Below are 22,231 nucleotides of genomic sequence, written 5' to 3' on the forward strand. Positions count from 1 at the left end.
ACCCGTCCGATCAAAGAACCAAGCTAAGTGATTTGTAGCTCAGCAGGCTCACCGCGCAAAAAGGCCTGGGCCCGCTGCGCCATGATGGCTTCACGACGGACAAAGTCCGCTACAAAATCATTCACAGGGCGGTGGTGCAGGCTATAGGGCGTATCCCATTGGATAATCTTGCCAGCCTGCATCACGCCGATACGGTCTGCAATGGCAAAAGCCTCGGCCTGGTTATGTGTCACCAAAATCGCAGTCATACCGGCGCTTTTCAGAATATCGCGCACTTCAAAGGCGAGACGTTCACGGGTATCCACGTCCAGATTGGAAAAGGGCTCGTCCAGCAGCAACAAAGAGGGTTTGGGCGCCAAAGCCCGTGCCAAAGCCACGCGTTGCTGCTGACCGCCGGAGAGCTCGTGCGGATAACGCTGCGCTAAACGAGCCAGATCCACCAGCTCCAGCATTTCCAGGACGCGTGCTTGCCGCTCGCCTTTATCCCACTTGCGCAGGCCAAAACCTACGTTTTTCTCTACGGTTAAATGGGGAAAGAGGGCATAGTCCTGAAACATCATGCCTACTTGGCGATGCTCAGGCGGCACTTGCTGCGATACGGCAGACAACACGCAGCCATTCAACAGAATCTGCCCTTCACGCAAAGGCTCAAAACCCGCAATCGCCCGCAAGACCGTCGTTTTGCCACAGCCCGATGCGCCCAGCAAACAACCAATTTCCCCTTGGGGCAACTGCAAGTTGAGCTGATCGACTACAGGCCGAAAACCTTCGGACGTTTCGTAGGACAGGGTAATTGCCTGCAAATCCAGAAAATTGTTCATGATGCGCGTGGGCCAGAGGCCATCAATTGGGTACGTGCCAATAAAATAACGGGAATCAAACCGGCCAGAACGATGGCCAAGGCGGCAACAGCGCCTTCCTCATACGTTCCGCGAGCGGCCTCTGCATACAACCAGGTTGCCAGCGTCTCGAAGTTCATCGGGCGCAGCAGCAAGGTAGCAGGCAGCTCCTTCATGGCATCCACAAAAATCAATAAAGCAGCCGCACCCATGGCAGGCCGCAGCAAAGGTAAGTGCACTCGCTTCAAGGTACCGGCAGGTGTTTCACCTAAAAGGCGGGACGCCTGTTCCAGCGAGGAGGGGATGCGCGCCAGACCCGCTTCGATACCGCCGATTGAAATCGCCAAAAAGCGCAGGGTATAGGCCAGCACCAAAGCCAGAGTCGAACCCATCAAGAACAGACCGGTGGAGGTAATACCGAACCAGGACAGGAACTGATTGTAGAAGGAGTCAAACATGACCAAAGGGGTGAGCAGACCAATGGCCAATACCGTACCCGGAATGGCATAGCCCAAGCTGCTGACACCGGCCAGGAAACGAGCCAAACGGGGCTTGCGTCCCGAACGGACCGCGCGTGCGGCCCAGGCCACCACCAGACCACAGGTCAGGGTGGCAAGCGTTGCCAAGGCGGCGATATACAAGGTGTTCCAGGCGCTGCTTAGCAATTGCGCGGACAAACCACCTGCCTGTGTCACATGCTTGATGGTTTCATTCAGCAAGTACAGGGAAGGGGCCACAAAACCCACCAGCACAGGAGCGACGCCCAAGGCAATGGCGATACAGGCGGCCGAACCTTTCAATTTGGTCGGACGTATCGGCTCCGAGCGTTGATTGCTGGAATAGGACTGACGACGGCGACCATAGCGTTCAATGCTGATTAGGGCCGCCACCAGACAAAGCATGGATACCGCAATCTGCGCTGCACCAGCCAGGTCAGACCGCGTCACCCAGGTGGTGTAAATAGACACGGTTAAGGTCTGCACACCCAGGAATTCGGAAGCACCAATATCGTTCAAGGTTTCCAGCAAGGCCAGACTGACGCCCACCGCAATGGCGGGGCGAGCCATAGGCAAGACAACCCGGAAAAACACACTGCGCCCCGATTCACCCATAATGCGAGCTGCTTCCAGCAAACTGGCCGATTGCGTGGCAAACATGGCGCGTGTGCTGAGATACACGTAGGGATAGAGCACCGAGCCCAGCAAGAAGATGGCGCCACCCAGGGAACGCAGATCCGGCAAGCGAAATTCACGCGGGCTGCTATAGCCCAAGACATAGCGGATTGCGGATTGAATCGGGCCAATCGGATGCAGCAAATCCAGATAAGCAAAGGCCACGATATACGTAGGCACGGCCAAGGGCAGGAGCAAGGCCCATTGCAAGATACGCCGACCGGGGAACTCATAGGCCGTAATCAACCAGGCCGAACCCACCCCTAAACAACTGACCACCACACCGACGCCCAGAAGCAGCAGCAAGGTATTGCTCATGGCCTGGGGCAGCACAAACTGGAACAGATGTGACCAGTGCTCGGTTGAGCCGCCTAAAGCGTGGGTCAGCAGGGTAATCACAGGCGCTGCCACCACAAGGGCAATCACAGCAGCAGCCAGGGACCAAAGAGGCAGACGGCGAAAAAAGGGCATTATGAAAGACTAGGTATTACAGGCGCTTAAATGCGCGACGACCGCCGCTCTGATTTCTCAAAGCTGGCGGTCGTAGAAAAAGAGAGTAGGGCGATTTTAGTTGTCGAAGCCAACTTTATCTACCAACTCGCTGGCTTGCTTGCGATGTTTGGCGATTTCAGTCAGTGGCAAAGGATCAATCGTCATGGGGCCGAAGCTGGCAACAACCGGATCCAGCTCAACGCCTGCGCGTACCGGGTATTCGTAGTTGGCCTTGGCGTACAGGCTCTGGGCTTTCTCGGAAACCAGGTACTCCAGCAGTTTGACGGCATTGTCTTTATTAGGAGCATGCTTGGCCACAGCAGCACCGGAGATGTTCACGTGTGTGCCACCGCCTTTGGTATCGGCAAAAGTCGGGCGCACCACATTGATCGCTTCACCCCATTTGTAGGAGTCGCTACCGGGTTCGGCATTTTTCATGCGACCCACGTAGTAGGCGTTGGCGATACCGACATCACAAATGCCACCCAGAATGTCGCGGGCGACGTCACGGTCACCTCCAGCAGCCTTGCGACCCAGATTGTCTTTCACACCACGCAGCCACTGCTCGGTTGCCTCGGCACCGTTATGCGCAATCATGGCGGCGACCAGTGCCGTGTTGTAAGGGTGCTGGCCAGAGCGAATGCACACCTTGCCTTTCCATTTAGGATCGGCGAAATCTTCGTAGTGAATGCTTTTCACATCCACATCCTTGGCCACATACGCCACGCGATCACGCAGGGACAGGGAGTACCACTGTTTGTCTTCACCGCGCAGATTGGCGGGGATGGCGCTGTCCAGCTCGGCGGAATTAACCGGCTGCGTAATACCGGCTTCCACCAGATCCAGCAGATTGCCAATGTCCACCGTCATCAGGATGTCGGCTGGGGACTTGTCGCCTTCGGTTTTCACACGCTCGATCAAACCGTCTTTGACAAAGACGGTATTGACCTTCACGCCCGTGTCCTTGCTGAAGGTTTCCAGCAGGGGAGTGATCAAACCGGGTTCGCGTGTGGTGTAGAGGTTGACTTCGCCTGCGGCGAAAGCGGCCATCGACATCGTGCCCATCGCGGACAGAAGCAAGGCTTGGGTCAGAGCACGGCTACGAAGAGTAAAACGCATTATCAACACTCCAAAAACGGGCAAAATAGCGAATAATCCGGAAAACGTGAATGATTATCAAACGTATGCAGAAACTAGGCAAGAGCTATTTCGGCGCCCAGCCATGCATTCATCCGAAAACAGGCCATCAACCTTGCCAGACCAGGAAAATCAAGGCTTCCAAAACTTAATGGTAAGTCCTGATTGCGATCAAATCGTATTGCTGAATGAGCATAGATTTACCTGGGGAACTCGGTACAATGGTCAAATATTTGCTTACTGATTCGGGCGCTTTTGCCCCACGAGACGACAATTACCATGGCAGCTTTCAATACCGAACAAGTGCTTAGCGTCCACCACTGGAACGACACACTGTTCTCCTTTACCACCACACGCGACGCAGCCCTCCGTTTTCATAATGGGCACTTTGTAATGATCGGTCTGGAAGTCGATGGCAAGCCGCTGATGCGTGCTTACAGTATCGCCAGCGCCAACTACGAAGAGAATCTGGAATTTCTCAGCATCAAGGTGCAGGACGGTCCCTTGACCTCACGCCTGCAGCACCTGAAAGAGGGCGACACCATTCTGGTCAGCCGCAAGCCAGTGGGCACCCTGGTCATTGACGACCTGCGCGCTGGTCGTAATCTGTTCCTGTTTGGCACTGGCACCGGTCTGGCTCCTTTCATGAGCATCATCAAAGACCCCGATACCTACGAGCGCTTTGAAAAAGTGGTGCTGGTTCACGGTGTGCGTTTTGTCAGCGAGCTGGCGTACTCGGACTTCATCCAGAACGAACTGCCGCAGAACGAGTACTTTGGGGAAATCGTGCGCGAGAAGCTGCTGTATTACCCTACCGTTACCCGCGAAGAATTCCGCAACACCGGCCGCATTACGGACCTGATCGATTCGGGCAAACTCTGCGCGGATCTGGGCATTCCCCAACTGGACCCGGCTCAGGATCGCGCCATGCTGTGCGGTAGCCCCGCCATGCTGACTGATATCAGCGCCATGCTGGACAAGCGCGGTTTCGAGGTTTCCCCCGGTGTGGGCCAACCCGGTGACTACGTGATTGAACGCGCCTTCGTGGAAAAATAATCACGCCAAGATCTGTTAATTTTAGCTATAGGCGCTTAAACTCTGATAGTACAACACTCATCAGAGGTTTCTTATGACTAAGCAAGTTGTCTTCACCGATGCCGCTCCGGCTGCCGTAGGCCCATACTCTCAGGCCATCATCGCTTCGGGCGGCCAGACAGTATTTCTGTCTGGCCAAATCGGTCTGGAGCCTGCCACTGGCGAACTGGTATCTGAAAACTTTGAAGGTCAGGTACGTCAGGCATTTGCCAACCTGGAAGCTGTGGTCAAAGAAGCTGGCGCCAATCTCAGCGACATCGTCAAACTGACCTTGTTTTTGACAGATCTGTCCCGCTTTGCCAGCGCCAATGCCATCATGGCCGAACTGATTCCTCAGCCTTTCCCAGCACGCTCCACCATTGGTGTGGCCAGCTTGCCCAAAGGCGCTCAGTTCGAGGTCGAGGCCATCCTCAATTTCTAAAGACGTATAGCCATGACCGCAGGTCGGCCTGCGCCTCAGGCCAAACGGGCTGCGCCACGCAAGGCCGTCAGTCTGGATCAGAAATTTGAAAAGCTCGGTTTACGAGAGCCTGCCGATTTCGTGGTCCATCTTCCTTTGCGCTACGAGGACGAGACGCAGGTCGAGCCCATTGCCCATCTTTACCCTGGCAAGATGGCGCAAATTGAAGGCCGAATCCTTAGTACGGATGTCCAGGCTCGTCCCCGCGCGCAGCTACACGCACGTATTGCCGATGAAAGCGGCGAGCTGGCCTTGCGCTGGCTGCATTTCTACCCCAGCCAACTGAAACAACTGCAAGGCGATCTGCCCTTGCGTGTGCGGGGAGAAGTGCGCCAGGGCTTTCATGGCCTGGAAATGGTGCATCCCAAAATCACCAAAGCTGGCCAGCCTCTGGCCCGTGCGCTGACCCCGGTCTATCCCACTACCGATGGCTTGAGCCAGGTACAGCTACGCAAGGCCATTGCCGATGCGCTCAATAATGCGGATCTGCGCGACACCTTGCCTGAAGCCGTACGTACCGACTACGGCCTGATGCCGTTTTCCGAAGCCATTCGGCTGCTGCATTACCCACCACCCGAATTAAGCTACGACGACCTGTTCGAGCACGGTCATCCAGCCTGGAGCCGTATCAAGTTTGACGAACTGCTGGCCCAGCAGCTGTCTCTGGCACAAGCGCGTGCCGCCCGTCAGGCACAACGCTCCAAGCCCATGAAAGTGGGCAATAGCGACTTGGCCAAAGCTTTGTTGGCCTCTTTGCCTTTCAAGCTGACAGCGGCTCAAAAACGCTGTGTTAAAGAAATCAGCGCGGATATGAAGCGCTCCTATCCCATGCACCGACTGTTGCAGGGTGATGTGGGTAGCGGCAAAACCATTGTGTCCGCCATTGCGGCTGTGCAAGCCATTGCCAGCGGTTTTCAGGTCGCCCTGATGGCTCCCACTGAAATTCTGGCCGAGCAGCACTATCTGAAAATGCGTGCCTGGCTGGAGCCCTTGGGCGTAGAGTTAGCCTGGTTAAGTGGCAGTCTGGGCGTGAAAGCCAAGCGCCTGGCTTACGAAGCCATCAGCTCCGGGCAGGCAAGACTGGCAATCGGCACGCAGGCCCTGATTCAGGACAATGTGCAGTTCCAGCAACTGGGGCTGGTCATTCTGGACGAGCAACATCGCTTTGGCGTGGGGCAGCGTCTGGAACTGAACCGCAAAGGCGATGCGCAAGACAAGAAAGGCCAAGCCTACTTGCCGCATCAACTCAATATGAGTGCGACGCCTATCCCTCGTACCTTGGCCATGGCTTTCTTTGCGGATCTGGATGTCTCCGCTATTGACGAACTGCCGCCGGGCCGCAGTCCCATCATTACCAAACTGGCTGCTGATAATCGCCGGGATGAAATCATGGCGCGCGTTCGAGCCGAAGTCGCTCAAGGTCGCCAGGCCTACTGGGTCTGCCCCTTGGTCGAAGAAAGCGAGGCCTTGCAATTGCAGACCGCCGTCGATACCCACGCTGCGCTGGAGCTGGCTTTGGCACCGCTACGCGTGGGGCTGATCCACGGCCGTCTGGCCTCCGCAGAAAAAGCGGAAGTCATGGAAGCGTTCCGATCCGGCAATCTGGATGTCCTGGTCGCCACGACTGTGATTGAGGTCGGCGTGGATGTCCCCAATGCCTCTCTAATGATTATTGAACATGCCGAGCGCTTTGGTCTGGCCCAGCTTCACCAGTTGCGTGGCCGGGTAGGGCGAGGACAGATTCAGTCTGTCTGTGTGCTGCTTTATCAAGCACCGCTGTCAGCCATCGCCCGGCTACGTTTGCGCGCCATGTATGAAACCACCGATGGTTTTGAAATTGCCCGCCGCGATCTGGAACAACGTGGTCCGGGTGAATTCATGGGCATGCGTCAATCCGGGCAGGCAGGTTTGCGTTTTGCCAGCCTGGAGTCCGATGAAGATCTGATCGAGCAGGCCCAGACATTGGCCAGCACCTTTCGCCGTGATTATCCAGACCACGCTCACCACCATTTACAGCGCTGGATGAAGGGCCGGGAAGAATTACTCCGTAGTTGACCCAAGGTCTTAATGCTGTTTTGCACAAGGAATTGTCATGACATTGACCGAGCTGAAGTACATCGTTGCCGTGGCACGCGAACGTCATTTTGGACGTGCCGCGGAAGCCTGCTTTGTTAGCCAACCGACACTGTCAGTGGCTATCAAGAAACTGGAAGACGAATTAGGCGTGGTCATCTTCGAGCGTGGCGGGCCCGAAGTGGCTATTACTCCGATTGGACTGCGAATTGTCACCCAGGCGCAAAAAGTGCTGGAAGAGGGTGCCAACTTGCGCGAAATCGCCCGCCAGGGTCACGATCCTTTGGCTGGACCCTTGCGCGTCGGCATTATTTACACGGTTGCACCGTACCTGCTACCCAAACTGGTTCCCAAGCAGATCGAGCTGACCCCGCAAATGCCACTTTTATTGCAAGAAAACTTTACCGTGCGCCTGCTCGAATTGCTGCGCCAAGGTGAGATTGATTGCGCCATTGTGGCCCTGCCTTTACCCGAAACTGGCCTAGTCATCCGCGAGCTTTACGACGAACCTTTTGTGGTGGCCATGCCCCATGAACATGCCTGGGCCAAGCGCAAGGAAATTGATCCTGAACAGCTCAAGGACCAGACCATGTTGCTGCTGGGAGCAGGCCATTGCTTCCGTGATCAGGTGCTGGATGTCTGCCCGGAACTGTCGCGCTTTTCGGCCTCCAGCGAAGGCATACAGCGCACCTTTGAAGGCTCTTCACTGGAAACCATCCGACATATGGTGGCGACCGGCATCGGCCTGACCGTACTGCCCGCCAGCTCGCTGACTGCCCCTGGCCAGGCCAATGATCTGCTGGCCTATGTCCCCTTCAAAAAACCCATTCCAGATCGTCGCATTGCCTTGGTCTGGCGCAAAAGTTTTCCACGTACCTCGGCCATTGATGCCTTGACTCGTGGGATCATGGAAAGTGGGTTGGCTGGGGTCAATTACTTAAAAGTCGAATACAACAGCAATTTCCCGTATCCTGAACTAGCGTAAGTCGCACACCTACTGCGTGTTATTCTGCTTCAGTACCTATTTAGCCCTCTGTTTAACAGGAGTCCACTATGGCAAAAGCCGTGAAAGCAGTGAGTAAAACCGCCAAGGTCAGCAAGGCCGAAGAAGCCCCGAACACTGATACCAAGGTCGCAGTTGCAGCCGATGTAAAGGCTGAACCAAAACCGGCAGCCGCCAAGGCCCCCGCCAAAAAAGTGACCGCTAAAAAGGCCGTTGCCAAAAAGCCTGCAACCGCAGCTAAAGCAGCCGCTAAACCCGCTGCGAAGCCTGCTGCCAAACCAGCCGCTGCCCGCAAGCCTGCCGCGACCAAGCCCGTTGCCGCTGCCAAACCCGCTGCTCCTGCCAACGCCGCCAGCAGCGCACTGAAGATCGATATCGGTATTTCGACGGCAGACCGTGCCGCTGTGGTGAATGAGCTGTCCAAGGTACTGGCCGACTCCTACACCGTGTACCTGATGACGCACAACTTCCACTGGAACGTCACCGGCCCCATGTTCAAGACACTGCATGAGCTGTTCATGACGCAGTACACCGAACTGTGGCAAGCCCTGGATGACATCGCCGAGCGTATCCGTGCTTTGGGTCACTACGCACCCGGCACTTACGCCGAGTTCCAGAAGCTGTCGTCCATCTCGCAGCCTGCGTCCGTTCCAAACGCCACCACCATGATCGAACTGCTGGTCAAAGGCAACGAAGCCCTGGCCCGTACCGCACGCGCTGCGTTTGATCGTGCTGACTCGGCAGACGACCAGCCTACGGCTGACCTACTGACCCAGCGTCTGGACGTGCACGAGAAAAATGCATGGATGCTGCGTAGCCTGCTGCAGTAATTCCGTTCTTATCGCCCTCAAATAGCGATAAAAAAAGGCCACCAAACGGTGGCCTTTCCTATTCCTCCTATAGAAAACCCTGAATTGGGGCGCAAGGCAGGCATAAAGCCCTGTTATCGGTGTATGCTTTCCTGCATATTCACGGAGGTGTTTTCTATGAAAATTCGTTTCACTCCTGTTGCAGCGGCCATGAGCCTGGCAACGGGTCTGCTCTTGTCCGGTGCTGCTCACGCTGACAACATCCGTATCGCGCTGGCCGGTCCTTTCACAGGCTCGGTTACCCAGTACGGTGACATGGTCAAACAAGGCGTCGATACAGCAATCGAACAGATCAATGCTGCCGGTGGCGTTCTGGGCAAACAGCTCGAACTGGTCACTGTGGACGATGCCTGCGAACCCAAGCAAGGCCCCGTCGCTGCCAACCGTATCGTGAATGACAAGATTCATTATGTTGTCGGTCACGTTTGTTCGGGCGCAACCATCGCTGCCACTGATATCTACAACAACGAAGGCGTGTTGATGGTCACCCCCTCGGCAACAGCACCTGCTGTTACCGACGGCAAAGGCTACGAAATGATCCTGCGCACCATCGGTCGCGACGATCAGCAAGGCCCAGCGGCTGCCAAGTTCATTCTGGAACAGATCAAACCCAAGAAAGTAGCCGTGCTGCACGACAAACAATCCTACGGTCAAGGCATTGCCGCTTCGGTTCGCTCCGAACTGCAAAAAGCCGGTACCGAAGTGGCCTTGTTTGAAGGCATTAACGCAGGCGATAGCGATTATTCCGCCGTCATCACCAAGCTGAAATCCACCGGTGTGGACTTCGTATACTTTGGTGGTTACCACCCAGAAATGGGCCTGTTGCTGCGTCAAGCCGCAGAGCAGGGCGTGAAAGTCCACTTCATGGGCCCAGAAGGCGTGGGTAACCCCGACATTAACGCGATTGCTGGCAAAGCCGTTGAAGGCATGTTGCTGACCTTGCCTGCGGACTTCTCGCAAGACCCAGACAACCAGGCCATCGTCAAAGCCTTCCAGGACAAGAAGCGTGACCCAAGCGGCGCGTTCCAACTGTCTGCCTACGCCGCTACCATTGCGATTGCTGAAGGCATCAAGGGCGCTGGCGCTGATGATCCCGTTAAAGTCGCCGACTACCTGCACGCTAACAGCGTGAAAACGCCAATCGGCCAAATTAGCTGGAACAAGCAGGGCGACCTGAACGACTTCAAATTTGACGTCTTTAGCTGGCACGCTGACGGTACTAAAACCGTCTACGGCAAGTAATCTCTGATTCTTGCTCGTAAAAAAACCGACCTTCGCGGGTCGGTTTTTTTATTGTGCGGCTGTTTGAGCAGCCACGGACTTAGGCGTCGATACGCAAGCCCGTATCGCGATCAAACCAATGCAAAGGATGGGGAGGCATGTAGCCGATCTGAATAGCCTCACCCAGTTGAATCGGGTATTGGCGTGTTTGCTCAATAGGGCAGCGCACAATAATGCGGTAATCCCCACAGCCCAAATGCAAAAGCTGCTCGGAGCCCAGAATTTCCACCATTTCCACCTGGGTTGTGACCCCGGGTACATGTAGCTGGATATGCTCGGGCCGTATGCCCAAAAACACCTTACGACCACGCACGGCAGCAGGCACCATTTCCGGGCCAAACTGCACGGGTTGACCGTTGTCCTGCATGATCTGACCTTGCTCGTCCACCTGTACTGGCAGCAGGTTCATGGGCGGTGAACCGATGAACGTGGCTACAAAGACGGAAGCAGGCTTCTCGAACACCTCGGCAGGGGTACCAATCTGTTCAGGCATGCCCTGATTCATCACAATCATGCGCTCGGCCAGGGTCATGGCTTCGATCTGATCGTGGGTTACGTACAAGCTGGTCGTCTTCAAGCGGCGATGCAGCTTTTGAATCTCCAGGCGCATCTGCACCCGTAGCTTGGCATCCAGATTGGACAAGGGTTCATCAAACAGGAACACCTTGGGCTCACGCACAATGGCACGGCCCATTGCAACCCGTTGGCGCTGCCCGCCCGATAGCTGACCAGGGCGACGTTCCAGCAAAGCGCCCAACTCCAGAATGGCTGCGGCCGCATTCACTCTCTGCTTGATCTCGTCCTTGGAGAACTTACGGATCTTCAAGCCATACGCCATATTGTCAAAGACCGACATATGGGGGTAGAGCGCATAGTTCTGGAACACCATGGCAATATCGCGCTCGGCAGGTTCCAGATCATTGACGACCTTGCCATCAATCAGCACCTGGCCTTCCGTGACGGATTCCAGGCCCGCCACCATACGCATCAAGGTGGATTTCCCGCAGCCAGACGGGCCCACAATGACCACGAACTCGCCATCGTTCACGTCCACATCAATGCCGTGAATAACGACCGTCCCATTCGGGTAGGTTTTCTTGACGCCTTCAAATCGTAAGCTAGCCATTCAATAAAGCCTGTAGAGAATTACTTTTCGGAGTCGATGAGACCTTTGACGAACCACTTTTGCATCAGCATCACCACCAGGGCAGGCGGGATCATGGCCAGCAAGGCTGTCGCCATCACCACGTTCCACTCGGTCACACTGTCGCCACCAGAGATCATGCGCCGGATACCCACCACAATCGGGTACATATCCTCTTGGGTAGTAATGATTAAAGGCCACAAATACTGATTCCAGCCGTAGATGAACTGAATCACAAACAAGGCCGCAATGCTGGTTTTGGACAAAGGCAGCAGCACATCTTTAAAAAATCGCATCGGGCCAGCGCCGTCAATACGGGCGGCCTCGATCAGCTCATCGGGCACCGTCAGAAAGAACTGACGGAACAGGAAGGTAGCGGTTGCAGAGGCGATCAAGGGCAGGATCAGGCCGCCATAGCTGTCAAGCAACTGCAGGTCCGCCACGACCTTGTACGTGGGCATAATGCGCACTTCCACCGGCAGCATCAGGGTGATGAAAATCATCCAGAAAAACAGCATGCGAAACGGGAAGCGAAAATACACCACGGCAAAGGCCGAGAGCATGGAAATAATGATCTTGCCCACCGCAATACCCAGCGCCATCACCATGCTGACCAGCAACATGCGTCCTACCGGCGGGGAGTTCGTCGCGGTGCCCTGCAAGGCAGTAATGTAGTTCTCCACCATATGCGAGCCCGGCAGTAGCGACATGGGGGCACGGGCCACCTCCGCGCTGGTTTGGGTGGAGGCCACAAAGGTGATGTACAGGGGCAGGGCAATCACGATCACACCCAGAATCAGGGTCAGATGCGTGAAAAAATCAAGAATAGGGCGTCGTTCAACCATGACTGTGTTCCTTGCTGCGCATCAGCTATACGTCACTTTGCGATCAATGTAGCGGAACTGAATCACCGTCAGTGCCACAACCACCGCCATCAGTACCACAGACTGGGCGGCTGAAGAGCCAATATCCAGGCCACGGAAACCCGTGTTGTAGACACGGTAAACCAGAATCGAGGTAGCTTCGCCCGGCCCGCCCTGACTGACCACGTCAATAATGGCGAAGGTGTCAAAGAAGGCATAAATAATGTTCACGACCAGCAGGAAGAAAGTCGTCGGGGCCAGCAAAGGAAACACAATGCCCCAGAAACGGCGCATGGGACCGGCACCATCCATGGCCGCCGCTTCAATCAGGGAGCGGGGGATGGCTTGCAGGCCTGCCAGGAAAAACAGGAAATTGTAGGAAATCTGCTTCCATACCGAAGCAATCACCACCAGCAGCATGGCGTCATTGCCATTCAAGCGCGGGTTCCACTGAATACCGTGCTCCAGCAGAAACACGGCCACAATCCCCACCGAGGGAGAAAACAGGAACAACCACAGCACCCCGGCTACCGCAGTGGCCACGGCATAAGGCCAGATCAGCAAGCTGCGATACAACAGCGCGCCTCGTATCACTCGATTTGCCATCACGGCCAGGACCAGAGCAACAACCAAGCCCAACACCGACACGGCCGCCGAAAACACCGCCGTCGTCTTGAACGAGGCCATGTATTCCGCACTACTGAATAGCTCGGCAAAATTATCCAGGCCAACAAACTGCGAAGACAGGCCAAAAGGATCTTCCAAATGAAAAGCCTGCCACAGTGCTTGTCCGGCAGGCAGGAAGAAGAAGATCAGGGTAATGGCTAGCTGCGGAGCAAGTAGCAGATAGGGCAGTGTCTTATGACGAAAGACGACACGTTTTTCCATAGGTTTGCGCGCGTTGGGAAAGGAGCGCCACCATCAGGGTGGGCAGACTTCAAGTGAAACGAAAAGCGTATGAGCGGCTTGGGCTACATGGTGACAGTTTGCTGGCTTTACGCCAAGACAGTACGCCATCATAAGCTGCGCTCATACGCTCGATTGTAAACCACCCGCCCCAGGCGGGACGGGCTTACTTCACGCTCTTTTCAAAGCGCTCCAGCAGTTCATTGCCACGACTTTGCATGGCTTTCAAACCTTCTTCCGGCGTTACTTTGCCCGCAAAGATCTGTTCCATCACACCGTCTTCAATATCACGAATCTGAGGCAGGGAGCCCAGACGAATACCACGCGAGTTCTCGGTCGTGCTGGCATCCAACTGTTTCACCGCAACGTCAGCCCCGACGTTCTTGGCGTAGAAGTCCGACTCTTTGGTTTTCTCGAAGCCCGCTTTGGTCACAGGCACATAGCCGGTGTCCTGATGCCAGGCGGCAGCTTGCTCGGGGCTGGAGATGAAGTGGAAGAACTCGGTCACGCCTTTGTAGACATCATCCGATTTCTTGGCAAAGACCCACAGGGAAGCGCCACCAATAATGGAGTTCTGAGGCGCGCCTTGTACATCGCTGTAGTAGGGCAGGCTGCTGGTGCCGAATTCGAATTCACCGGTTTTGATGATGTTGGCGCGGTTACCGCTGGAACCGGTAAACATACCGCACTTGCCGCTGGTAAACAGGGCATTGGGGGTGTCACCACGACCACCGTAGGAGAAGGAGCCATCCTTGGACATGTCAGCCAGGAAGGTCATGTGCTTCAGGAACAGGGGGTTATCCAGTTGCAGGCGGGCGCTGGGGCCGCCAAAACCGTTGTTTTCGCTGGCAAAGGGAATGTTGTGCCAGGCGGCGAAGTTCTCCAGCAGAATCCACGATGGCCAGGAAGAGGTATAGCCACACTCCTGACCGGACTCACGCAGTTTTTTGGCCGCTTCGTGCAGTTCCTGCCAGGTCTTGGGTGGTTTCTCCGCATCCAGACCGGCTTTTTTGAAAGCGTCCTTGTTGTAGTACAGCACCGGTGTGGAGCTGTTGAACGGCATGGAAATCAGCTTGCCCTCGTTGGAGGAGTAGTAGCCTGCCACTGCACCCAGGAAATCATTGGGGTTAAGCGGTTTACCGGCTTTTTCCGACATTTCCTGCACGGGCTGAATAGCGCCCTTGGCAGCCATCATGGTGGCCGTGCCAACCTCAAACACCTGCAAAATATCCGGGGCGTTACCGGCGCGGAATGCGGCCACACCCGCATTCATGGATTCACCGTAGTTGCCTTTATACGAAGCTTTAACCTGGTAGTCCGACTGAGATGCGTTAAAGTCTTTGACTAGTGCATTAACTCGCTCACCCAAGGCTCCTTCCATCGAGTGCCAGAACTGAATTTCCGTTGCTGCTTGTGCAGTGCCTATGGAAGCAATCAGACCGGCCAGAGACAGGGCAAATAGTTTTGTTCGCATCGGGGCTTTCTCCTGATAAAAGATGCCGCTAAGGTGTAGCAGGTTTTAAAACTCAAGCTTATGACTTGTTTATGACACTCTTGTGAATGTATCCAAGGCACAGTCATATAAGCAATGATTAATTACCCTCAAACGCTAACGAAACGTGTCAGAGGACAGATTTTTAATGGGAGCGATGATGAATCCACACGATACCTCTTTTAAGCTGGCGTTTATTGGCGCGGGCAATATGGCCAGTGCATTGGCCGCCGGTTTAATTGGGAAACGCTGCGGCGGTTCGGACGTTTTGGCTATTGATATCTACCCGCCCGCTCTGGAATCGTGGACCCAGCAAGGCGTGCATACAGCTAATGAACCCGGCCCGGCTCTGTCCAAACAGCGCATCTGGGTCTTTGCCGTCAAACCCCAGGTCATGAAAGAAACCGTCCTGGCCTGCAAACCTTACCTGCAGGAAGACACCCTGGTGATCAGCGTGGCAGCCGGTATTCCCGCTACGGCTCTGGCCGAATGGCTGGGCGAGCCTGGTAAACCCTACCAGCGCGTGATCCGCTGCATGCCCAATACCCCGGCCTTTATTGGCTGTGGCATTACCGGCCTGATGGCCCTGGAGCAAGTGGATGAAAGCGATAAAGCCATTGCGCAGCAATTGTTGAAGTCCGTGGGTGAAGTCGTGTGGGTCGAGAACGATGCCGCCATTGATGCCGTCACCGCCGTATCTGGCAGCGGTCCAGCTTACGTCTTTTTGTTCATCGAAGCCTTGATCAAAGCCGGTATCGAGCAAGGTTTGTCGCCCGAACAAGCCCGTCAGCTTTCTCTGGCCACGCTGCACGGTGCCACCCAACTGGCCACGCTTTCGCCTGAAGAGCCTTCCGTTCTGCGTGAACGTGTCACCTCCAAAGGCGGCACCACCGCGGCCGCTCTGAACACCTTTAATGAAGGTGGATTTACACCGCTGGTTCAAAAAGCGGTGAATGCGGCCAAAGTGCGGGCCGGTGAACTGGCTAAAGAGTTTTCCTGATACCCGAATGACTCCCGGTCACTTTGTCAGAATTGATCTAGCGCAATAAAGAAGCAGGGTAGAGGGGCACTCAAGTGGTGCCCCTCTTTTCTTTTACCCATCAGGCTTTTAGTATTCGGGCGGGTTTTGGAAACATGCTGTTAACAAAGCGTCATTATTTTAAAAATGAATTTCCAGGGCGCTAGGGCTTATACGAAGTGACAAGTTTTAGGCGGCTCCCCCAAAATGGGTTCCCCTGGTGCAGAAGCATGCACAGCCAGGCTCCAGAATAAGCACTTTCTAAAAAGCAATGCCGGTAGACACCGGCCTCGGGAGACAGCCGCTATGACCTTTACTCGACGCTTTACCCCCGCTCTTACCGCTTTGGCCACTGTACTGGCCATGGGCACGACTGCCTATGCGGCAGACACCATCAAAATTGGTATTCCTCAACCCATGACTGGCCCGTCCACCCAATACGGTGACCAGATTCAGGCCGGTGCCCTGACCGCAATTGACGCGATCAACGCCGCAGGGGGTGTCAAAGGCAAAAAGCTGGAAGCCGTGTTGATTGACGATGCATGCGAGCCCAAGCAGGCCGTTCCTGCTGCCAACCGCGTGGTCAACTCCGGTGCCAAGTTCGCTGTGGCTCACGCGTGCTCGGGCACAACCGTCCCCGCCGTGAACATTTACGAGCAAGAAGGCATTGTGGCGATTACTCCCGGTGCTACTTCGCCCCTGGTTACCGACACCATCAAGCCCCATTACTTTTTCCGCACCATTGGTCGTGACGACCAGCAAGGCCCCTTTGCTGCCGATTACATTGCGGACGTCCTGAAGCCCAAGACAATTGCCGTCCTGCACGACAAGCAGACATACGGCTCGGGCGTGGCCACCCAGGTACGTGATGCCCTGAAGAAAAAGGACATGAATATTGTCATGTACGAGGGCATTAACGTCGGTGACAGCGATTACTCTGCCGTCATCACCAAACTCAAAGGCGTCAACCCCGATCTGATCTACTTTGGTGGTTACCACGCCGAGCTGGGTCTGCTGCTGCGCCAGGCGCGTGAACAAGGCATGAAAAACACCTTCATGGGTCCGGAAGGGGTCGCCAACCGGGATCTGGTCGCGATTGCCGGTCCGGCAGTGGAAGGTTTGCTGGTGACGTTGCCAACCGACTTTACCAAGATGCCAGCCAACAAAGAGGTGATGGAAAACTTCACCAAATACAAGCGCAATCCTAACGGGGCCTTCACGTTCCCCGCCTACGCAGCCGTGCAGATTATTGCCGATACGATCAACGCGGTAGGCGAAGATTCGACCAAGGGAGCCGACTACATGCACGCTAATGCGTTCAATACCGCCATTGGCAAGGTAGAATACGACGCCAAGGGTGATTTGAAGCATTTCGAATTTGCCGTTTTCAAGTGGGATAAAGAAGGTAACTTTGATCTTATTGAGAAATAAGACAGGTTTACGTGCCCCCGCTCTTTACGAAGAACGGGGGCATTGCTTTTGGATGCCCACAAAGCCTCAAAACAAAACGACGGACTCAACGGAAAAAAACAAGCATGTCTGATTTACTCCCTCAGATCGTGCAGCAGCTGTTCAATGGATTATCCTTGGGCGCTATTTATGCACTGATCGCCATCGGCTACACAATGGTCTATGGCATTATCGGAATGATTAACTTTGCCCACGGCGAGATCTACATGATCGGCGCCTATGTCGGGCTGGTTACCCTGACTGCGATTGGCGTAGGCTCGGGTCTGCCCATCTGGCTGATCATTCTTATCATGTTGCTGGTTGCCATCCTGGTAACCGCCGTCTACGGCTATGCGATTGAAAAAGTCGCCTATGCGCCGCTGCGAGGCAGCCCACGGCTGGTCCCGCTGATCTCGGCCATTGGTATGTCCATTTTCTTGCAAAACTGGGTGGCCCTGGGCCAAGGTGCACGCGATATGGCCGTGCCCACGCTGCTGTCGGGTTCCTTCCAGTTCACCCTGGGTTCGGATGGTTTCACCATCACCGCGCCTTACTCACGCGTCATGATCATTGTCGTGACCGTGGTGCTGATGATCATGCTCAGCCTCTATATCAAATACTCCCGCCTGGGCCGAGCCTCGCGTGCTTGTTCACAAGACTTGCGCATGGCTAACCTGCTGGGTATCGACACCAATAAAATCATCTCCTTCACCTTTGTCATCGGCGCCATGCTGGCGGCGGTGGGTGGTGTGCTGATTGCCACCGCCATTGGCAAACTGAATCCTTTCATCGGCTTTATCGCCGGTATCAAGGCCTTTACTGCAGCGGTACTGGGCGGTATTGGCAGCATCCCCGGCGCCATGCTGGGCGGCGTGCTGCTGGGTCTGGCAGAAACCTTTGCTGCTGCCTTTATTTCGTCGCAGTACAAGGACATCGTGGCCTTTTTACTGTTGGTCTTTATCTTGCTGTTCCGCCCAACGGGCCTGCTAGGTAAACCCGAGGTGGAGAAAGTCTGATGATGAACCGCTTTAGCAATGCATTTATCGCCGCTGTCTTGGCAGGCATTATTGTGGCCCCCGTCTTTGGCCTGCAGATCGTGCGCGCCGGGATGAACACCCATCTGGAAAGCGATTGGCAAATCATTCTGATCGGTATGGCACTGGTCTTTGTGGTGCAGCTCATTCGTCCTAACGTCAATCGCACCAAGGTACGAGAAAGCCGTTGGACACTGCCTAAACTGAGCATGCAACACAAGAAGATCCTGCTGTATATCGTGATCGCTTGTGCCGTGGTCTGGCCCTTTTTCGGTGGTCGTGCCCAGGTGGACATTGCCACCCTGGTGCTGATCTACATCATGCTGGGCCTGGGGCTGAACATCGTGGTGGGCTTTGCAGGCCTGCTGGACCTGGGTTTTGTCGGCTTTTATGCCGTGGGTGCCTACACCTACGCCTTGCTCTATCACTACGCAGGCTGGGGCTTCTGGGAAGCTCTGCCACTGGCCGGTGGTATGGCAGCCCTGTTTGGCTTCCTGCTGGGTTTCCCCGTGCTGCGTTTGCGCGGCGACTATCTGGCCATCGTCACCCTGGGTTTTGGTGAAATCATTCGCCTCTTGCTCATCAATATGTATGACCTGACTGGCGGCCCGGATGGTATTTCCGGTATCCCCAAGCCCACCGTATTCGGTTTCCCCATGGCACGCCGTGCACCAGAAGGGCAGACGACCTTCCACGATCTGATGGGCTGGACCTTCAGCAACCAGGACGTGGTGGTGTATCTGTACTTGATGGCACTGGCCTTGGCCCTGATTACCTTGCTGGTCTCCAGCCGTGTGGTGCGCATGCCCATTGGCCGCGCCTGGGAAGCCCTGCGCGAGGACGAGATTGCTTGCCGTTCGCTGGGCCTGAACCCCACCTCCATCAAACTGTCCGCCTTTACCATGGGCGCCATGTTTGCCGGTTTTGGTGGCGCGTTCTTCGCCGCCCGTCAGGGTCTGGTTAACCCGGAGTCCTTCACCTTTATTGAATCCGCCTTGATCCTGGCCATCGTGGTGCTGGGTGGTATGGGTTCGCAAATCGGCGTCATTCTGGCTGCCATTGTGCTGACAGTGGTTCCTGAATTGGCCCGAGAGTTCGCGGAGTATCGGATGTTGATTTTTGGTCTGGTCATGGTGGCCATGATGGTTTGGCGTCCACAGGGCTTGCTGCCTGTGCAACGTCCTCATGTGGAGTTGCGTACATGAGCCCATTACTGCGAGTATCAGACCTGTCGATGCGTTTTGGTGGCTTGCTGGCGGTGGATTCCGTCAGCTTCGAGGTGGCTAAAGACGAAGTTTTTGCCATCATAGGCCCTAACGGCGCCGGTAAAACGACCGTATTTAACTGCGTAGGCGGCTTTTACAAGCCTACCTCCGGTGCCGTCACTCTGGAAGACCAGCCCATCCACGGCCTGTCCAGCCACAAAGTGGCTCAAAAAGGCCTGGTCCGTACCTTCCAGAACGTGCGTCTGTTCAAGAAACTGACCGTGCTGGAAAACCTGCTGGTCGCCCAGCACAGCCAGCTCAAGGCAGGCTTCCTGTCCGGTCTGCTAAACCTGTCGCGCTACAAGCAGTCCGAAAGGGAAGCCAAAGAGCGCGCCGTGACTTGGCTGGACTTCATGGGTCTGACCGACCTGGCCAACCGTGAAGCGGGTAACCTGGCCTACGGACACCAGCGCCGCCTGGAAATTGCACGTTGCATGATCACCCAGCCTCGCTTGCTGATGCTAGACGAGCCTGCAGCAGGCCTGAATCCCCAAGAGAAACGCGATCTGCAAGCCCTGATCGACCAACTGCGCCGTGAATTTGGCGTCGCCGTCTTACTGATCGAGCACGATATGAGCCTGGTTATGGGCGTATCAGACCGGATTCTGGTGATGGAATATGGCAAACCCATCGCCACCGGCCTACCTGAAGAAGTGCGCAATGATCCGCGCGTCATCAAAGCCTATCTGGGGGAAGAATAAGTGCTGAAGCTGGACTCCGTCTCTACCCATTACGGCGCTATTCAGGCGCTCGATCAGGTCAGCGTGGACGTCAACCAGGGCGAGATCGTCACCCTGATTGGCGCGAACGGCGCTGGAAAAACCACCTTGCTCATGACCGTGTGCGGCTCGCCCCGAGCCAGTTCAGGCAGCATCTCCTTCATGGGCGAGGACATCACCAAAGCCGACACGCACCGCATCATGCGTAAAGGCATTGCCATCTCTCCCGAAGGCCGCCGCGTCTTTCCAGATCTGACCGTCTCGGAAAACCTGAAGATGGGTGGCTTCTTTCTGAACCGCAGCGAAATCGAAGAAGGGGAGGAGCACGTCTACAAACTGTTCCCTCGCCTGAAAGAACGTGCTTCGCAGCGTGCCGGAACCATGTCGGGTGGTGAACAGCAAATGCTGGCCATCGGCCGTGCGCTGATGAGCAAGCCTTCCTTGTTGCTGCTGGACGAACCTACGCTGGGCCTGGCCCCGCTGATCATTGCGCAGATTTTCGACATCATCCGCATGATTCGGGAAGAAGGCGTAACGGTGTTCCTGGTCGAGCAGAACGCCAACAAGGCCCTGCAAGTCGCAGACCGTGGCTATGTGCTGGAAACCGGGAAAGTGGTGATGCAGGATACCGGCGCCAATCTGCTGGCGAATCCGGATATTCGGAAGGCGTATTTGGGGGCTTAACCCACAAGACCATAAAAAAAACCGGCTCATGAGCCGGTTTTTTTTATTTCAACTGTTTTCAAGCGAGCCGCAAATGAGTTTACAACCAGCCATTCTATGTCAATAAAATAAAAATCATTAATGTTTATTTTTAAAATATAAAATAACTAATTAATTAAAAAAACCAAAGAAATTTAAATTGCTATATCATTGACGTAATGCTGAAATAAATTAATAATCAATCTAAAAAAATAGTTAGAGAATAAAAACAATAAAACCAGTTAGGATGAAAAATATAAGCGGGCTAATTTTCTGATTTTTATTTCTCAAGAGGGTAAACAATGATGCGTAAATTAAGAAAAGCTATTGCAATTGCCGCTTTCTTTCCAATACTATCAATAGCAAGCCCCAACGAAGATTGGCCAATAGGAAATTTTAAATTAACGATAGATTCCAGACCATCAACACCTTATCCCTCTCTACAAAACTATAACACCACGCTGACATCGCAAGGAGCAGGGGGGAATTACCCTGTTACCGTATCAAGGCATCATATAATACCGCTCAATGTATTGAGAGAGTTTTACAACGAAGTTTCCCGGCGAGAAAGATTGCGCAGCATCCATGGATTCTTCAGCGTTTACTCCTCACATATATATTCCTATGCAAGCGCTAATAATATCAATTGCGCCCCTATAGACGGTGATTTACAAGGTGCAGAAAATTTGGCGCTTGCACAAGGTTATGGGATCGCAAGGGGAAGTGGGACATCGTGGGCGCCCAACTTTGATACCTTCGCGCAGTTTTATGCTTGGTTACCCGGCAATTTATTTGTAGGTCCAAATAATCGATCAGACGATCCACAAGACGGTTTTGAGGTTAATGCAGCAGTCGTTGTGGGTACTAGCTACTTTAATATTGCTCAGCGCGCTTATGACAACATGCAGAGATTCAACAGGGGCGATCAAAACCCTAATCTATACAATGCCATCACACATGATTTAACAATCATGGCACAAAGAACTACGATATTTGCGCTTGATCCTGAGAATTGGGAGTACGTTCATGGCAGCTACCGGCTAAAACAAAATAACCAGTCAAGTAGCAAAAAAACAAAAAAACTACAAACTATTCAGATTTCTGATTTTTCCTGCAGCAAAGGACCTTCAATTAACCTGACAAATAGAATTGCCGCTGTTCTCGTTGTTATATAAATACCAGAACTAAAAATCTTTTTATTGAAAACTAAACTCAAGG

The 22,231-nt window shown here is 54.5% G+C and carries 20 protein-coding genes; 13 read left to right on the top strand and 7 right to left on the bottom strand.

Translation table 11 applies throughout. The features are described 5' to 3' along the window. Positions 1-23: 23 nt before the first annotated feature. The 3 genes from JYG33_RS04250 to JYG33_RS04260 form a co-directional block, all read right to left on the bottom strand. Positions 24-821, bottom strand: coding sequence for an ABC transporter ATP-binding protein (locus JYG33_RS04250; RefSeq protein WP_207874798.1), 798 nt, complete (start codon positions 819-821; stop codon positions 24-26). Beyond that, entirely contained in the window at positions 818-2,482 is a 1,665-nt protein-coding gene (locus tag JYG33_RS04255) for an iron ABC transporter permease (RefSeq protein ID WP_207874799.1), read from the bottom strand. The genes JYG33_RS04250 and JYG33_RS04255 overlap by 4 nt, the downstream gene beginning before the upstream one ends. A 96-nt stretch (positions 2,483-2,578) precedes the next feature. Continuing rightward, complete coding sequence (locus JYG33_RS04260) at positions 2,579-3,622, bottom strand: Fe(3+) ABC transporter substrate-binding protein (protein WP_207874800.1); 1,044 nt, start codon at positions 3,620-3,622, stop codon at positions 2,579-2,581. 297 nt (positions 3,623-3,919) lie between these two features. Here JYG33_RS04260 and JYG33_RS04265 point away from each other — a divergent pair, with 297 nt between their 5' ends. From JYG33_RS04265 to JYG33_RS04290, 6 genes are all read left to right on the top strand, one after another. Continuing rightward, complete coding sequence (locus tag JYG33_RS04265) at positions 3,920-4,696, top strand: ferredoxin--NADP reductase (protein ID WP_123049313.1); 777 nt, start codon at positions 3,920-3,922, stop codon at positions 4,694-4,696. A 73-nt stretch (positions 4,697-4,769) separates the two neighbouring features. Beyond that, complete coding sequence (locus tag JYG33_RS04270; RefSeq protein ID WP_207874801.1) at positions 4,770-5,156, top strand: Rid family detoxifying hydrolase; 387 nt, start codon at positions 4,770-4,772, stop codon at positions 5,154-5,156. Between the two features lie 12 nt (positions 5,157-5,168). Next, positions 5,169-7,250 (top strand): ATP-dependent DNA helicase RecG, encoded by a 2,082-nt coding sequence (recG, locus tag JYG33_RS04275; RefSeq protein ID WP_207874802.1) that lies wholly within the window; start codon positions 5,169-5,171, stop codon positions 7,248-7,250. Positions 7,251-7,287: 37 nt separating this feature from the next. Then, on the top strand, positions 7,288-8,253 hold the full coding sequence (locus JYG33_RS04280; RefSeq protein ID WP_207874803.1) for a LysR substrate-binding domain-containing protein: 966 nt from the start codon (positions 7,288-7,290) through the stop codon (positions 8,251-8,253). Positions 8,254-8,633: 380 nt separating this feature from the next. Continuing rightward, a complete protein-coding gene (locus JYG33_RS04285) occupies positions 8,634-9,101 on the top strand; it encodes a Dps family protein (protein WP_207875727.1) in 468 nt (155 codons plus the stop codon). A 156-nt stretch (positions 9,102-9,257) separates the two neighbouring features. Then, positions 9,258-10,382 carry a branched-chain amino acid ABC transporter substrate-binding protein gene (locus tag JYG33_RS04290; protein WP_207874804.1) on the top strand — a complete coding sequence of 375 codons (1,125 nt, stop codon included), beginning with the start codon at positions 9,258-9,260 and terminating at the stop codon, positions 10,380-10,382. 79 nt (positions 10,383-10,461) lie between these two features. On the opposite strand, the gene JYG33_RS04295 is transcribed toward JYG33_RS04290, so the two are convergent. The 4 genes from JYG33_RS04295 to ugpB all read right to left on the bottom strand — a co-directional run bounded on the left by JYG33_RS04295 (position 10,462) and on the right by ugpB (position 14,808). Beyond that, positions 10,462-11,547, bottom strand: a complete 1,086-nt coding sequence (locus JYG33_RS04295) for a sn-glycerol-3-phosphate import ATP-binding protein UgpC (protein ID WP_207874805.1) — start codon at positions 11,545-11,547, stop codon at positions 10,462-10,464. Positions 11,548-11,567: 20 nt separating this feature from the next. Further along, positions 11,568-12,410, bottom strand: coding sequence for a sn-glycerol-3-phosphate ABC transporter permease UgpE (gene ugpE / locus JYG33_RS04300; protein ID WP_207874806.1), 843 nt, complete (start codon positions 12,408-12,410; stop codon positions 11,568-11,570). Between the two features lie 21 nt (positions 12,411-12,431). Further along, on the bottom strand, positions 12,432-13,316 hold the full coding sequence (gene ugpA / locus JYG33_RS04305; protein ID WP_207874807.1) for a sn-glycerol-3-phosphate ABC transporter permease UgpA: 885 nt from the start codon (positions 13,314-13,316) through the stop codon (positions 12,432-12,434). Positions 13,317-13,500: 184 nt separating this feature from the next. Then, positions 13,501-14,808 carry a sn-glycerol-3-phosphate ABC transporter substrate-binding protein UgpB gene (gene ugpB / locus JYG33_RS04310; RefSeq protein WP_207874808.1) on the bottom strand — a complete coding sequence of 436 codons (1,308 nt, stop codon included), beginning with the start codon at positions 14,806-14,808 and terminating at the stop codon, positions 13,501-13,503. A 166-nt stretch (positions 14,809-14,974) separates the two neighbouring features. On the opposite strand from ugpB, the gene proC reads away from it, so the two are divergent. The 7 genes from proC to JYG33_RS04345 all read left to right on the top strand — a co-directional run bounded on the left by proC (position 14,975) and on the right by JYG33_RS04345 (position 22,188). Further along, positions 14,975-15,826: a pyrroline-5-carboxylate reductase gene (gene proC, locus JYG33_RS04315; protein WP_207874809.1), complete on the top strand. Its 852-nt coding sequence runs from the start codon at positions 14,975-14,977 to the stop codon at positions 15,824-15,826. Positions 15,827-16,207: 381 nt separating this feature from the next. Next, positions 16,208-17,275: a high-affinity branched-chain amino acid ABC transporter substrate-binding protein gene (locus JYG33_RS04320; protein WP_243430331.1), complete on the top strand. Its 1,068-nt coding sequence runs from the start codon at positions 16,208-16,210 to the stop codon at positions 17,273-17,275. Positions 17,276-17,379: 104 nt separating this feature from the next. Continuing rightward, positions 17,380-18,309 (top strand): high-affinity branched-chain amino acid ABC transporter permease LivH, encoded by a 930-nt coding sequence (gene livH / locus JYG33_RS04325; RefSeq protein WP_207874811.1) that lies wholly within the window; start codon positions 17,380-17,382, stop codon positions 18,307-18,309. After that, positions 18,309-19,532 carry a high-affinity branched-chain amino acid ABC transporter permease LivM gene (locus JYG33_RS04330; protein WP_207874812.1) on the top strand — a complete coding sequence of 408 codons (1,224 nt, stop codon included), beginning with the start codon at positions 18,309-18,311 and terminating at the stop codon, positions 19,530-19,532. Before livH ends, JYG33_RS04330 begins: the two co-directional genes overlap by 1 nt. Then, positions 19,529-20,293 carry a high-affinity branched-chain amino acid ABC transporter ATP-binding protein LivG gene (gene livG / locus JYG33_RS04335; protein WP_207874813.1) on the top strand — a complete coding sequence of 255 codons (765 nt, stop codon included), beginning with the start codon at positions 19,529-19,531 and terminating at the stop codon, positions 20,291-20,293. The genes JYG33_RS04330 and livG overlap by 4 nt, the downstream gene beginning before the upstream one ends. Further along, positions 20,294-20,995, top strand: a complete 702-nt coding sequence (locus tag JYG33_RS04340) for an ABC transporter ATP-binding protein (protein WP_207874814.1) — start codon at positions 20,294-20,296, stop codon at positions 20,993-20,995. It abuts the gene before it with no gap. A 320-nt stretch (positions 20,996-21,315) separates the two neighbouring features. Further along, positions 21,316-22,188, top strand: a complete 873-nt coding sequence (locus JYG33_RS04345) for a hypothetical protein (protein WP_207874815.1) — start codon at positions 21,316-21,318, stop codon at positions 22,186-22,188. Positions 22,189-22,231 lie beyond the last annotated feature (43 nt).

This window comes from Alcaligenes sp. SORT26 (genome assembly GCF_017377875.1).
GTDB lineage: Bacteria > Pseudomonadota > Gammaproteobacteria > Burkholderiales > Burkholderiaceae_B > Alcaligenes > Alcaligenes parafaecalis.

Bases quoted from the DNA above. Each gene is read 5' to 3' on its own strand.
- JYG33_RS04260 (WP_207874800.1), bottom strand. From the start codon at position 3,622: ATGCGTTTTACTCTTCGTAGCCGTGCTCTGACCCAAGCCTTGCTTCTG.
- JYG33_RS04265 (WP_123049313.1), top strand. From the start codon at position 3,920: ATGGCAGCTTTCAATACCGAACAAGTGCTTAGCGTCCACCACTGGAAC.
- JYG33_RS04290 (WP_207874804.1), top strand. From the start codon at position 9,258: ATGAAAATTCGTTTCACTCCTGTTGCAGCGGCCATGAGCCTGGCAACG.
- JYG33_RS04345 (WP_207874815.1), top strand. From the start codon at position 21,316: ATGATGCGTAAATTAAGAAAAGCTATTGCAATTGCCGCTTTCTTTCCA.
- JYG33_RS04255 (WP_207874799.1), bottom strand. From the start codon at position 2,482: ATGCCCTTTTTTCGCCGTCTGCCTCTTTGGTCCCTGGCTGCTGCTGTG.
- livH (WP_207874811.1), top strand. From the start codon at position 17,380: ATGTCTGATTTACTCCCTCAGATCGTGCAGCAGCTGTTCAATGGATTA.
- JYG33_RS04280 (WP_207874803.1), top strand. From the start codon at position 7,288: ATGACATTGACCGAGCTGAAGTACATCGTTGCCGTGGCACGCGAACGT.
- proC (WP_207874809.1), top strand. From the start codon at position 14,975: ATGGGAGCGATGATGAATCCACACGATACCTCTTTTAAGCTGGCGTTT.
- recG (WP_207874802.1), top strand. From the start codon at position 5,169: ATGACCGCAGGTCGGCCTGCGCCTCAGGCCAAACGGGCTGCGCCACGC.
- JYG33_RS04270 (WP_207874801.1), top strand. From the start codon at position 4,770: ATGACTAAGCAAGTTGTCTTCACCGATGCCGCTCCGGCTGCCGTAGGC.
- ugpB (WP_207874808.1), bottom strand. From the start codon at position 14,808: ATGCGAACAAAACTATTTGCCCTGTCTCTGGCCGGTCTGATTGCTTCC.
- JYG33_RS04295 (WP_207874805.1), bottom strand. From the start codon at position 11,547: ATGGCTAGCTTACGATTTGAAGGCGTCAAGAAAACCTACCCGAATGGG.
- JYG33_RS04320 (WP_243430331.1), top strand. From the start codon at position 16,208: ATGGGCACGACTGCCTATGCGGCAGACACCATCAAAATTGGTATTCCT.
- ugpE (WP_207874806.1), bottom strand. From the start codon at position 12,410: ATGGTTGAACGACGCCCTATTCTTGATTTTTTCACGCATCTGACCCTG.
- JYG33_RS04250 (WP_207874798.1), bottom strand. From the start codon at position 821: ATGAACAATTTTCTGGATTTGCAGGCAATTACCCTGTCCTACGAAACG.
- JYG33_RS04330 (WP_207874812.1), top strand. From the start codon at position 18,309: ATGATGAACCGCTTTAGCAATGCATTTATCGCCGCTGTCTTGGCAGGC.
- livG (WP_207874813.1), top strand. From the start codon at position 19,529: ATGAGCCCATTACTGCGAGTATCAGACCTGTCGATGCGTTTTGGTGGC.
- ugpA (WP_207874807.1), bottom strand. From the start codon at position 13,316: ATGGAAAAACGTGTCGTCTTTCGTCATAAGACACTGCCCTATCTGCTA.